Consider the following 13,369-nt stretch of genomic DNA (forward strand, 5'->3'; position numbering starts at 1 on the left):
GATGATAAAACTCTATTATACCCGTGCGGGAGCCTGATCACAAAGAAAGGAGGCTGTGCAAAAAATGAATATTCATAAACTGAAAGAGGAATTAATCGAATACGCCAAAAGCATCGGAGTTGACAAAATCGGGTTTACAACGGCTGATACGTTCGACAGTCTGCGGGACCGGCTGATTCTTCAGGAATCACTCGGCTATTTATCCGGTTTTGAAGAGCCGGATATTGAAAAACGGGTTACTCCGTCTTTGCTTCTCCCGAAAGCCAAATCAATCGTCGCCATCGCCCTTGCTTATCCTTCCAAAATGAAAGATGCGCCGAGGAGCACGAGGGACGGGCGGCGCGGCATTTTTTGCAGAGCTTCCTGGGGGAAGGATTATCATGATGTGCTGCGGGAAAAGCTTGATCTGCTGGAGAATTTTCTCCAAAGCAAACATGAGGATATCCGCACAAAGTCAATGGTGGATACAGGAGAATTGTCCGACAGGGCCGTGGCTGAACGGGCGGGAATCGGCTTCAGCGCCAAAAACTGCATGATCACCACGCCTGAATACGGTTCTTACGTCTATCTGGCTGAAATGATCACCAATCTGCCCTTTGAACCGGATGTGCCGATTGAAGATATGTGCGGTACGTGCACAAAATGTCTAGACGCTTGTCCGACCGGCGCACTCGTCAATCCCGGACAGCTTAACGCCCAGCGCTGTATTTCGTTCCTGACCCAGACAAAGGGATTTTTGCCGGATGAGTTCCGCACGAAAATCGGAAACCGTCTGTATGGCTGTGACACGTGCCAGACGGTCTGTCCGATTAATAAGGGGAAAGATTTTCATCTTCATCCGCAGATGGAGCCTGATCCGGAAATCGCAAAGCCGCTGTTAAAGCCGCTTTTGACCATAAGCAACCGCGAATTCAAAGAAAAATTCGGACATGTATCGGGATCATGGCGCGGCAAGAAGCCGATACAGCGGAATGCGATTTTAGCTTTGGCTCATTTTAAAGACGCCTCGTCTCTTCCGGAATTAACGGCCTTGATGCACCAAGATCCGCGCCCCGTCATCAGGGGTACGGCCGCCTGGGCCATCGGGAAAATCGGTGATCCTGATTATGCGGAGGAATTAGAAAAAGCGCTTCAAAAGGAGCAGGATGAGGACGCCATACGGGAAATTGAAAAGGGACTGGAGCTGTTATCGGTTTCTGATAAGACTAAAACCGGCCGGTCCTGACATATGTATAGAGAAAAAGCACTTGGCCGGAGTTCAAGTGTTTTTTCTTTATAAAATCGTATGGTGGGTGGAGCGCTTGAAGCATATTATTGAAGATTTAGCGGAGGCCCGGCTTCATTATTTAATCAACGGAACCGAGATGAGGCAGAATGGGCAGGCCGGCGATCTTGAGGTCCTGACGAGAAAAAAAGAGCTGTTTGAAAAACGGAAAGTTGACATCGTGAAAGCGAAGGCAAAAGCCGTCATTGTCAAAAGCAGTCTTGAGGACGACGGCACGTTATGCGTCATGTACACGATTCATTTCGAATATTTGTGCAAGGAGCATGACGGACACCTTTACTTAGAAGAGCAGATTGAGGAACGGACTGCATTTCTCTATGATGAGCTTTTGATTAAAGACCGGGAAGTAAAGAAAAAACCGGCGGGATTTTCTGACGGAAACAGCGTAATTGAATATGAGCGGAGTGAACGGGAAGATTTCGGGCGGGCGTTTCAATACGACCGTCTGGCTGCGGTGCAGTACGCGGAGAAGTTTTGGAATAAACGAAACCCCGCTTATAAAAATTTCAGCGATAATTGCACCAATTTTATTTCCCAATGTTTACATGCCGGAAAAGCACCGATGCGGGGGCATCCGAACAGAGGCTCAGGCTGGTGGATGAAGGCAAGCTCGTGGAGCTACAGCTGGACGGTCGCGCATTCGATGAAGATGTATCTGGCTCAATCCAAGGCAGGGCTTCGCGCAGTGCAAGTATCAAGAGCTGAAGAACTGATGCCCGGAGATATCATTTGCTATGATTTTGAAGGGGACGGCCGTTTTAATCATACGGCGATCGTGGTCGCAAAAGATAAAAGCAATATGCCGCTCGTCAATGCCCAAACGTATGACAGCAGAATGAGATATTGGTCATATGAGGATTCAACGGCGTATACTCCTTCCATCAGATATGCGTTTTTTCATATTACGGATGATACGACAAAAGAGTAATTAATGATATAATGGTGGGCGGAATAAAAAACAGAGGTGAACATCGTGGCATTACATGTCGTTTTATATCAACCTGAAATCCCGGCCAATACGGGAAATATCGCACGTACTTGTGCGGCAACAGACACAACGCTTCATTTGATCCGCCCGCTCGGATTCTCAACCGATGATAAAATGCTGAAGCGCGCCGGACTCGATTATTGGGAGTTCGTCAACGTCGTATATCATGATTCATTGGAAGAATTATTTGAGGCATATGAGAACGGGAAGTTTTTCTTCATTACAAAATTCGGCCAAAAGCCGCACACATCATTTGATTACTCAAATACGGAGGAAGACTTTTTCTTCGTATTCGGCAGAGAAACGAGCGGACTTCCGAAAGAATTGATCGAAAACAATATGGACCGCTGCCTGCGTCTGCCGATGACCGAGCATGTGAGATCATTAAACCTGTCCAACACGGCCGCGATTCTTGTATATGAAGCGCTGCGCCAGCAAAATTACAGAGATTTGACGTGAGAAAAAACGCCCGCATCCGGGCGTTTTTTTATTGAATAAAAAAGACGGGCAGCAGCGGTTCACGGCATTTTTATATTTTCAGGCTTAACAACGTAACAGTGTTATGTTACAATACATTCATCGAAGGAGCTGGATTCATGGAGGAACAACTGATTTCTAAAAAAGAATTGCTGGAAGAAACATCAATTTCATACGGGCAGCTGTACCGGTGGAAACGGAAAAATTTAATTCCTGAAGAATGGTTTATCCGAAAATCGACGTTTACAGGCCAGGAAACATTTTTTCCGAGGGCGGAAATATTAAAACGCATCTCAAAAATACAGAAAATGAAAGAAAATCTGTCTCTGGATGAAATGAGAGAAATGCTGTCTCCGCAAATGACTGATGTCAATATAACGTCTGCGGAACTGCTTCAAAAGGGACTGATTTCAAAAGCCGCGCTGCAAGTTTATGGCGAAGACGGCGTGACATTCACGTCCCGCGCGCTGCTGTCTTTATATGTGCTTGAAGGGCTTTTGCAATCGGGCAATATCAGCCTTGAGGAAGGAAAATTGGCAGCAGGGGTGCTGAAAACGTATGAGGCTTCCGAGCTGAAAACGAATACGGAGCTTGTCATGCTCCGAAAGCTTGGCGTAACGACGTGCTTCATCGCAGACGCGGAACATATTTTGTTTGAACCGACTGTCAAAGTGGTTGAACGGGTGGCGCTTGCTGCGGCATCGGAAGAATTAAAAACGAAATGGATGCAGGAGGACCATCAATGGAAGTAACAGATAAATTAGTCATCAACGGTTCAGGAAGTTCAAAAGGAGGCCGTTTTCATACAGTGGAGATCAACGGAAGCGGCACGGTGTCAGGTGATGTGGAGTGCACGAGCCTTTTGTTTAACGGCAGCGGAAAAACAGACGGACATGTCAAGACGCAAACGCTGACGATCAGCGGTTCGGGGAAAATTTCCGGCAGCACCGAAGCTGAATCCATCCGTATCAACGGAACGGGTGTCATTAAAGGTGATGTCAAAACGGAGCGGCTGAACGTCGCGGGATTTTCATCTTTCGGCGGCGGTGTGAAAGCTGATGATATTTTCATATCCGGGAAAGCCGGGATTGAAGGCGATTGCGAGACAGAGACGTTCCGTTCGGAAGGCAAATGCAAGATCGGCGGCCTGCTGAATGCTGATGAAGTCAGTATTCAGCTGGCGGCGGGAGAGAGCCGGGTGAAAGAGATCGGCTGCCGCCATTTGAAAGTGATGAGCAGAAAGAGCGTGCTTACGCGTTTTAAGCTGATGCCGGCTCCGGTGCTGACAGCAGAGCTGATTGAAGGTGACATCATTGAATTGGCGGACACGAACGCGAAGACAGTCCGCGGGAATCATGTGCGGATCGGCGCAGGCTGCACCATTGGGACGGTGGAATACAGCGGCGATTTTACATGTGATCCTTCCGCTTTGGTTAACAAAGTTGTGAAACGATAGGAGGAGCTGCGATGGAAACGACAAAAAAATTGAGTCATTTAAAAATGTACGGAGCCGGACACGCCTCCGGCGGTTCCTACCAAAATGTAAGTATTAAAGGGGAAGGAACTGTCGGCGAAGGACTTCAAAGCGAACGCTGCCGGATATTCGGTACGGGACTTTTTCTCGGAGATGCCGAGATCAGCAGGCTGAAAATTTTCGGAGAGCATGAAGTTGCAGGAGATTTATCAGCACATTCAGCAAATGTGATCGGCACATTGAAAGTCGGCGGCTCCATGCGTTTCGCCAGGATGAGGCTGAAAGGACTTGCTGAAATTGGCGGCGGGGCCGCGGGAGAGCAGTGTCATATAAAAGGCAGTCTCACCGTCGGCGGCGATTGCGAGACGGAGCTGCTTCATGTAACAGGATGTATCAATGTGGCGGGATTGTTAAACGCAGGGGACGTAAACATCCATTTGCGTTATGACCGAAGCCGTGTGAAAGAAATCGGCGGCACATCGATCACCGTCAGACGGAAACCCGGTTTTCTTAAACGGAAAGCCGGCATGCTTTCTGCTGAATTGATCGAAGGAGACGCAATTTACCTCGAATACACGGAAGCGGACATTGTCAGAGGGAAGCGTGTGGAAATCGGCCCGGGGTGCAAAATCGGAAAAATCGAGTATCAAACAAGCTGCAAGTCTCATGAAAAATCAACTGTCCAAGAACATATTCAAATATGAAACATTGTTATGTTGTACAGGAAAGGGTGCTCTCCATAAAGAGCACCCTTTTGCCGTTATTTGTTTTCAGGTTTGCTGTCGTAACCCGCCGTAAAAATGGATACTAAAAAAGTGAGAATGACCCCAAGTAAAATGATCGTTTTCATCATGTCTCCTCCTCTTTGCTTTTCCATTTGATGTCCGAGTCTGGATGAAACTGTATTTCTTTCATTATGAACGGTGCACCGGACCCTTGTCAATGACGGCCTTATAACGTCTTTATTTTTAAGAAACGAAAAGCATGTATTATCACGTCACCGCATAGATTGTAACAAAGTACCTTATTTCTAGTGCATTAACCATGATAGAGGAGGTTCTTATGGATATATTAAAGAAAATTGAAAAGTACAGAGAGGAAGAGCAGCGTCTCAAATGGGAAGGGACGTTCGCTGATTATTTGGAGATCATAAAAGAAAATCCATTGGTCGCGCAGTCTGCTCATTCTCGCGTTTTTAATATGATAAAAGACAGCGGAATCGAAGAGGATGACGGGAAAAAGACATACAGCTTTTTCTCGAGGGAGCTGTTCGGCCTTGAGGAATCTCTGGAACGGCTCGTGGAGGAATACTTTCACCCGGCCGCCAAGCGGCTCGATGTAAGAAAAAGGATTTTACTATTGATGGGACCCGTCAGCGGCGGAAAGTCAACTCTTGTCACCATGCTGAAAAAAGGGCTTGAAGCCTACTCATTGACAGACAACGGCGCTGTTTACGCCATTAAAGGCTGCCCGATGCATGAAGATCCTCTCCATCTCATTCCCCATCATCTGCGCGACGACTTCTACAGAGAATACGGCATCAGAATTGAGGGCAGCCTTTCTCCGCTTAATGTCATGCGGCTTGAAGAAGAATACGGCGGCAGAATTGAGGATGTTAAAGTTGAACGTATATTCTTCTCGGAGGATAAACGTACCGGAATCGGAACCTTCAGCCCGTCTGACCCGAAATCACAGGATATCGCCGATTTGACGGGGAGCATTGATTTTTCGACGATTGCCGAATACGGCTCGGAATCAGATCCGCGCGCTTATCGGTTTGACGGTGAATTAAATAAAGCGAACCGCGGAATGATGGAGTTTCAGGAAATGCTGAAATGCGATGAAAAATTTCTGTGGCACCTTCTGTCACTCACGCAGGAAGGGAATTTCAAAGCCGGACGGTTTGCGCTCATCTCCGCCGACGAATTGATTGTTGCGCATACGAACGAAACGGAGTACCGCTCGTTTATTGCCAATAAGAAAAATGAAGCCCTTCACTCCAGGATCATCGTGATGCCTGTTCCTTATAATTTAAAGGTGTCAGAGGAAGAACGGATTTATGAAAAAATGATTTCTGAAAGTGATGTTTCTGACGTACACATCGCCCCCCATACATTAAAAGTGGCCGCGATGTTTTCTATTTTGACCCGGCTGAAGGAACCGAACCGCTCTGATATTGATCTCGTCAAAAAAATGAGGCTCTATGACGGAGAAAGCGTTGAAGGTTACAATTCCGTTGATCTGGAGGATATGAAGAAGGAATTCCATGATGAAGGAATGAGCGGAATTGACCCGCGCTATGTCATCAACCGCATTTCCTCAACGATTATCAGAAAAAATATGGAATCCATCAATTCGCTTGACGTGCTGCGTTCCTTAAAAGAAGGACTCGACCAGCATCCGTCCATCTCCGCCGAGGACAAAGAGCGGTATATGAATTTTATTTCCGCCGCCAGGAAAGAGTACGATGACATCGCCAAAAAGGAAGTGCAGAAGGCGTTCGTCTATTCATATGAAGAATCCGCGAAAACTCTCATGGACAATTATTTAGATAATGTGGAAGCGTACTGCAATAAAAATAAGCTTCGCGATCCGCTGACGGGTGAAGAAATGAATCCTGACGAAAAACTGATGAGATCCATTGAAGAGCAGATCGGCATTTCAGAAAACGCCAAAAAAGCGTTCCGCGAAGAAATCTTAATCCGCATATCCGCCTATGCAAGAAAAGGAAAACGCTTTGACTATAATTCGCACGAAAGACTCCGCGAAGCGATTCAGAAAAAGCTGTTCGCAGACTTAAAAGATGTAGTGAAAATTACGACCTCCACCAAAACGCCGGATGAACAGCAGCTTAAAAAGGTCAATGAGGTAGTGGCAAGGTTAATAGATGAACATGGCTATAATTCGACAAGCGCTAATGAACTGCTGAAGTATGTCGGAAGCTTGTTAAACCGCTGATATTTGATTTCATCGAGAGGCCCGTCTGTAAAAGGACGGGTTCTTTTGTCTGTTTTTCGCAATTGTTTGTCAATTGGAGAGTCCGGCCGGCATAAGATAAAAATAAATCTTTTCGCCGGACTTGTTTCATAAACAGGACCAAGCCGGAATACACATGTAAAACGACCATAACGGTTAAGGAGGGGAATTCATGTCCCGTAATGACAGCGGAAATTTTTTGATTTCAGAGGAAGACTGGTCCCTCCATCGCAAAGGCTTTGACGACCAGCAGCGCCACCAAAAGAAAGTGCAGGAAGCGATAAAAAACAACCTTCCGGATCTTGTCACTGAGGAAAGCATTATTATGTCCAACGGAAAAGATGTCGTGAAAATCCCGATTCGTTCGCTTGATGAATATAAAATCCGTTATAACTATGATAAAAATAAACATGTCGGCCAAGGCGACGGCGACAGCGAAGTCGGCGATGTCGTCGCAAGAGACGGCGCAGATAAAAAGCAGGGTGCCGGAAAAGGCCAGGGAGCAGGCGATCAGGCAGGCGAGGATTATTATGAAGCGGAAGTTTCATTGATGGATCTGGAAGAAGCGCTGTTTCAGGAATTAGAACTGCCGAATCTGCAGCAAAAGGAAAGGGACAATATCGTCCATACCGATATCGAGTTCAATGATATCCGGAAAACCGGGCTGACAGGGAATATCGATAAGAAAAGGACGATGCTGTCGGCCTATAAACGAAACGCTATGACAGGCAAGCCATCGTTTTACCCTATTTATCCGGAAGATCTGAAATACAAAACATGGAATGATGTGACGAAGCCGGAATCGAAAGCTGTCGTTTTAGCCATGATGGATACAAGCGGTTCGATGGGCGTATGGGAAAAGTATATGGCGAGGAGCTTCTTTTTTTGGATGACACGATTTTTACGGACAAAGTATGAAACGGTTGATATCGAATTTATCGCCCACCATACGGAAGCGAAGGTTGTGTCGGAAGAAGATTTTTTCTCGAAAGGCGAGAGCGGAGGCACCATCTGTTCCTCCGTTTACCGGAAGTCTCTTGAATTAATTGATGAAAAATATGACCCCGCCCGCTACAACATCTATCCGTTTCATTTTTCAGACGGAGATAACCTGACTTCGGATAACGCCCGATGCGTAAAGCTCGTCAATGACATCATGAAAAAATCGAATCTGTTCTGTTACGGTGAGGTCAATCAATATAACAGGCATTCCACCCTCATGTCCGCCTATAAAAATGTCAAAGATGATAAATTTAAATACTACATCCTGAAACAGAAATCGGACGTATTTCAAGCGCTGAAAAGCTTTTTTAAAAATGAGGAAGCCGGTATAAGCAAAGCATCGTATTAAATATAAAGCCGAGTGAAGAATCGTGCGGCGCGGTTCTTCACCCGGCTTTTTTAAATTAAAAATAAAGAGAAAAAACGGCATAAAAAAAATCCTTAAAAAATGAAACTTTTCTCTTTACAAACCTTCTTTCATTTATTAATATTTTATCTTGTGAACTATTATTAAGGGAATGAGGTGAAAATACGGTGATTGAATCAGAGCTCGCTTTGCTCAGTTTTGAACAGCTGTTTGATACTTCCAGATCGATTTACAAAAAGCAGAAAATGATTCTGGAGACAGTGCTTGAACCTTTTGATATTACAGTGCTGCAGTATCTGCTGATGTTCAAAATACATAAGAGCAAAAGCACGCAGCTTTCAAGGCTGGCTTTGTCGCTTGATCTGAAACCGGCGTCTGTCACGAGAATGACCGATATTCTGTATAAGCGCCGCCTAATGGTTCGGAGCGACTATCACGACGACCGGCGTGTTGTTATGATTCAGTTAACCGAAGAGGGGGAAGAACTTCTAAAGAAAGCTGCTGTTCAATATGCCGAAAAAGCGGCGGTCTTATACCGGCAGCTCAATACCGCTGAACTGCAGTACCTGCGCAAGCTTGCGGAAAGTTTAACGAAGCTTGCAAACGGCTGTGCAGTGAAAAACGGAAAATAAAAAAATCCCCACATATTTTTATCATCATTCCACAAAATGATAGAGGAAGAAACGAAAGGAGAAAACAAAATGAACAGAGGACGTTTAATTCTGACCAACATTATCGGTTTGATTGTTGTTCTTGCAATTATAGGCGGAGGTGCTTACTACTATTATCAAAGCACACACTATGTAAAAACCGATGAAGCGAAAGTTGCCGGCGACATGGCTGCTATCACAGCTCCTGCTGCGGGTAAAGTAACTGACTGGAACCTTGATGAGGGGAAAGAAGTAAGCAAAAACGACGTTGTTGCAAAAATTAAAGGACAGCAAAATGCTGACGTAAAAGCCATCATGGATGGAACAATCGTGAAAAACGAAGTGAAAAACGGCCAAATGGTGCAAGCCGGTACGACAATTGCCCAAGAAATTGACATGAAACACCTTTACATCACTGCAAACATTAAAGAAACAGACATTAGAGACATTGAAGTAGGAAACAAAGTAGACGTAATTGTTGACGGCGATCCTAATACAACATTTGACGGAACAGTAGAAGAAATCGGTTATGCGACAAATTCAACATTTGATATGCTGCCTTCTTCAAACTCAAGCGGCAACTACACTAAAGTAACGCAAAAAGTTCCTGTTAAAATTTCACTCAGCAACCCATCTGACAAGGTGCTTCCTGGTATGAACGCATCTGTAAAAATCTCTGAATAATACAGATCAGTCATCAAACCATGAAGGGAGGTTGTCTTAGGTGGCTAAATCAGATAATCAAGTAAAAAGTCCTAAAACATTGCTTATTGTGCTTATGGCCGGGTTATTCCTGGCGATCTTGAACCAAACGCTTCTTAACGTGGCGATGCCGCACTTAATGACCGAGTTCGGTGTGAGTGCGACGACGATTCAGTGGCTTACGACCGGATACATGCTGGTCAACGGTGTTTTGATTCCGTTATCTGCGTTCTTAATTACCCGGTTCGGACAGAGAAGCCTCTTTCTCGTAGCCATGTTCTGTTTTACAGCGGGAACGTTAGTCTGCGGAATCGCGCCTAACTTCTCAACCATGCTGATCGGCCGGTTAATTCAGGCGGTCGGCGGCGGTATCCTGCAGCCGCTGGTCATGACAACCATTCTGCTTATCTTCCCGCCTGAAAGCAGGGGGAAAGGAATGGGGATTTTCGGTCTTGCGATGATGTTTGCTCCGGCGGTCGGACCGACTCTTTCCGGCTGGATCATCGAGCATTACACATGGCGCATTATGTTCTACGGCCTTGTTCCGATCGGGGCAATCGTTATTATCATAGCGTTTTTCCTCTTTAAGAACTTGGTGGAACCGCAAAAAATCAAACTCGACAGCTTGGGTGCGATTCTATCTATTGTCGGATTCGCCTCATTGCTTTACGGAGTCAGTGAAGCGGGCAGCGACGGCTGGGGAGATCCGATCGTGCTGTCTACCGTCATTGTCGGTGTCATCGCGATTGCCGCGTTTGTCATTCAGCAATTGCGCTCTGAAAAACCGATGCTCGACTTCCGGGTATTTAAATATGATATTTTCTCACTTTCCAGTGTCATTAATATCATTATTACCGTTGCGCTTTACACAGGAATGTTCCTGCTTCCGATTTACCTGCAGAACTTAGTCGGCTTTACGGCGCTGCAATCGGGTCTCTTGCTATTGCCGGGCGCGATTGTCATGCTGATCATGTCGCCGATTTCCGGTATTCTGTTTGACAAAATCGGTCCGAGACCGCTTGCGATTATCGGGCTGGTCATCACGGTCGCAACGACATTCCAGTACACAAAATTGACAATTGACACACCTTACACGCACATTATGCTTGTCTATGCCATCCGCGCATTCGGTATGTCACTGTTAATGATGCCTGTTATGACAGCCGGAATGAACCAGCTTCCGGCACGGTTGAACAGCCACGGCACGGCGATGAGCAACACGCTCCGCCAGATCAGCGGATCAATCGGAACAAGTTTGATCACAACGATTTATACGAACCGTACGACAATGCATTATTCGCAGATTGCGGATAAAACAAGCACGGCTGATCCAAGCTTCATGCAGTCGTTCCAAAGCGCGGTTTCTAATTTAATGGTCAACATGAACATGTCGCTTGATGCGGCGAAACAAACCGTTTATTCATATCTCTACAAAACAGCTTCACTTAATTCCAACGTTATGGGGATTAATGACGCGTTTATGTGGGCGACGATCTTTGCGGTTATCGGCGTAGTCCTGAGCCTGTTCTTGCGTGACGTACGGAAAGACAAACAGCGGGCGAAGAAAAAAGAGGAGCTGTCATTGCTTCCGGCCCCTAAAGAAGTGAAGGAATCTTAATCATCTGAATGGGAGGTTTCCTGAATGAAAATTTACGTAGTGTACGATAGTGAAGGCGAACACACAAAACACCTTGCTGAAGCCATTGCCGAAGGAGCACGAGAAAACGCTGAGGCTGAAGTCCTGATCGACCATGTCGATCAAGCAGACATCCGCAAGCTGAAAGACATGGATGCCATTATCTGGGGATGCCCGGGACACTTTGGCACCATCAGTTCAGGCTTAAAAGCGTGGATCGACAGACTCGGCTATCTGTGGGCTGAAGGCGAGCTGATTGATAAAGTCGGCGCTGTATTCTGTACGACGGCGACAACACACGGCGGATTAGAAATGACAATGCACAATCTGATCACTCCTATGTTTCACCAAGGCATGATTGTTGTCGGTCTTCCCGGCAACGTTCCTGAAAACGCGCTGTACGGCTCTTACTACGGCGCGGGCGTCACATGCCCGGTTGACAGCGATGTGCTGATGACGGAAGAAGGCCTTCAATTAGGCCGTGCGCTTGGCAGACGTGTCAGCCAGGTCACTGGTAATCTAACTGCCGGACGACAGTAAGGAGAGGGTTATATGGCCATTATTATAGCGGTTATTGCTGCTGTCATTGTGATTGCACTTCTTATCACATTCAATGTCCGCAGCACTTCTGCAGGACAGGATGTCAAAGAAGAAAAGAGAGAAGCGATCGGCACTACAGCCGAACAGCCGGAAAAGCATGATCCGGCCGAGGAGCGCTCAGCCGAGCATGCTCCCGTCGTTGTAAAATCTGAATCTCCCCGTGAGAAAAAGAATACAATGGGCGATGATGTGTACCGTCAGGCGCTTCAGAAGTTTAAGACTTCTGAGACGGATCAGGAACCAAACGATCCTGATAGCGGCGGCAAAATGCAGGATAGCAGCTATCGTGATGCGCTGCTCTCCTTAAAAAACAAAAAGAAGTAATTGAAAAGGCAAATCCGCGTAAGAGCGGATTTGTCTTTTTTTTATTGAAGATATTGTAATACATGATGATCTAGTGTACTATGTTACTCATACACTTGATCCGAATGGAGAGAGAAAGAATGACATCGTTTTTAGGTTTGCTGAAAAAAGATGCGAAAGTTTCATGGATTTGGCTCGCGGTGTGGCTTTGCGGCATGATTTGCTGGGCGTTTGCAGCCCACATCATCGCTGCCCGTCAGAAAGAACCGCTCGTCATTTTCGGCTTTTTTACGGCAATGGGGTTTTTTCAATTTCTTGTAGCGCCGCTTTTTATGTACTATCACCTTCATAAAGAAGGAAAAAATCAGCTGTGGCTTTACAATCCGAATGGGGGATTTTATCTGCTGGCTTCCAAACTGACGGCCTCACTGCTGTATCAGTTGATCGGGCAGCTGGCGCTGACCGGTTACGGCATTTGGATGTACCGGATGCTTTCTGCAAAAGGAGCGCTGGAACACACCATTCCCCTGGCCGGCACATTAACCGGGCTGAATGCTTACCTGCTGATCAGTTCAGCGTACTTATCTGTGATCGTGGCCGTATTTTGGACTGTTTTTCACTCATTAAAACATTTTCCCGTCCTCCGTTGGGTGATCTGCATCGTGCTTGCGTTTGTCTGGACCTATATTGACGATAAAATCATTACGCCTTTCACTTCATCTCAACATGATTTATGGCCGGTAAAAGTGTATGCGAATTTTCATTTTCATTATACGAAATTGTCCGGATGGACGATGGAGCTGAAAGCCGTCCACATTTCGCTTTTCAGCTTCCTGGCAGTGATCGTGCTTGCAGCGCTCTGTCTCGCGCTGGCCTCTATGCTGCTGAATCGAAAGGTTGAGGTGTAAT

At 46.2% G+C, this 13,369-nt stretch carries 14 protein-coding genes; all 14 read left to right on the plus strand.

Translation table 11 applies throughout. The features are described from left to right. Positions 1-64 precede the first annotated feature (64 nt). The 14 genes from queG (at position 65) to ACWJJ4_RS09765 (ending at position 13,368) form a co-directional block, all read left to right on the plus strand. Entirely contained in the window at positions 65-1,225 is a 1,161-nt protein-coding gene (queG, locus tag ACWJJ4_RS09700; RefSeq protein ID WP_029973233.1) for a tRNA epoxyqueuosine(34) reductase QueG, read from the plus strand. A 76-nt stretch (positions 1,226-1,301) separates the two neighbouring features. Next, complete coding sequence (locus ACWJJ4_RS09705; RefSeq protein WP_025852208.1) at positions 1,302-2,213, plus strand: amidase domain-containing protein; 912 nt, start codon at positions 1,302-1,304, stop codon at positions 2,211-2,213. Between the two features lie 36 nt (positions 2,214-2,249). Further along, the gene (gene trmL, locus ACWJJ4_RS09710; protein WP_007610253.1) at positions 2,250-2,732 is read left to right on the plus strand and encodes a tRNA (uridine(34)/cytosine(34)/5-carboxymethylaminomethyluridine(34)-2'-O)-methyltransferase TrmL; all 483 of its coding nucleotides are present in this window, start codon (positions 2,250-2,252) and stop codon (positions 2,730-2,732) included. 137 nt (positions 2,733-2,869) lie between these two features. Then, positions 2,870-3,502: a YhbD family protein gene (locus ACWJJ4_RS09715; RefSeq protein ID WP_167340576.1), complete on the plus strand. Its 633-nt coding sequence runs from the start codon at positions 2,870-2,872 to the stop codon at positions 3,500-3,502. Beyond that, positions 3,493-4,206: a polymer-forming cytoskeletal protein gene (locus tag ACWJJ4_RS09720; protein ID WP_238703868.1), complete on the plus strand. Its 714-nt coding sequence runs from the start codon at positions 3,493-3,495 to the stop codon at positions 4,204-4,206. The genes ACWJJ4_RS09715 and ACWJJ4_RS09720 overlap by 10 nt, the downstream gene beginning before the upstream one ends. A gap of 11 nt (positions 4,207-4,217) precedes the next feature. Continuing rightward, complete coding sequence (locus ACWJJ4_RS09725) at positions 4,218-4,928, plus strand: hypothetical protein (RefSeq protein ID WP_102422631.1); 711 nt, start codon at positions 4,218-4,220, stop codon at positions 4,926-4,928. A gap of 358 nt (positions 4,929-5,286) precedes the next feature. Continuing rightward, complete coding sequence (gene prkA / locus ACWJJ4_RS09730; protein WP_069473222.1) at positions 5,287-7,182, plus strand: serine/threonine protein kinase PrkA; 1,896 nt, start codon at positions 5,287-5,289, stop codon at positions 7,180-7,182. Positions 7,183-7,372: 190 nt separating this feature from the next. Further along, the gene (gene yhbH / locus ACWJJ4_RS09735; RefSeq protein ID WP_014417268.1) at positions 7,373-8,551 is read left to right on the plus strand and encodes a sporulation protein YhbH; all 1,179 of its coding nucleotides are present in this window, start codon (positions 7,373-7,375) and stop codon (positions 8,549-8,551) included. 185 nt (positions 8,552-8,736) lie between these two features. Continuing rightward, entirely contained in the window at positions 8,737-9,201 is a 465-nt protein-coding gene (locus ACWJJ4_RS09740; protein WP_003155389.1) for a MarR family transcriptional regulator, read from the plus strand. A 36-nt stretch (positions 9,202-9,237) separates the two neighbouring features. After that, complete coding sequence (locus ACWJJ4_RS09745; protein WP_007610259.1) at positions 9,238-9,903, plus strand: HlyD family secretion protein; 666 nt, start codon at positions 9,238-9,240, stop codon at positions 9,901-9,903. A gap of 40 nt (positions 9,904-9,943) precedes the next feature. Continuing rightward, positions 9,944-11,539 carry an MFS transporter gene (locus ACWJJ4_RS09750; RefSeq protein WP_003155387.1) on the plus strand — a complete coding sequence of 532 codons (1,596 nt, stop codon included), beginning with the start codon at positions 9,944-9,946 and terminating at the stop codon, positions 11,537-11,539. A 24-nt stretch (positions 11,540-11,563) separates the two neighbouring features. Beyond that, entirely contained in the window at positions 11,564-12,097 is a 534-nt protein-coding gene (locus ACWJJ4_RS09755; RefSeq protein WP_003155386.1) for an NAD(P)H-dependent oxidoreductase, read from the plus strand. 12 nt (positions 12,098-12,109) lie between these two features. Continuing rightward, positions 12,110-12,481: a hypothetical protein gene (locus tag ACWJJ4_RS09760; RefSeq protein ID WP_003155385.1), complete on the plus strand. Its 372-nt coding sequence runs from the start codon at positions 12,110-12,112 to the stop codon at positions 12,479-12,481. A gap of 119 nt (positions 12,482-12,600) precedes the next feature. Next, complete coding sequence (locus tag ACWJJ4_RS09765) at positions 12,601-13,368, plus strand: hypothetical protein (protein ID WP_454021622.1); 768 nt, start codon at positions 12,601-12,603, stop codon at positions 13,366-13,368. Position 13,369 lies beyond the last annotated feature (1 nt).

The organism is Bacillus sp. JK62 (assembly GCF_053663455.1).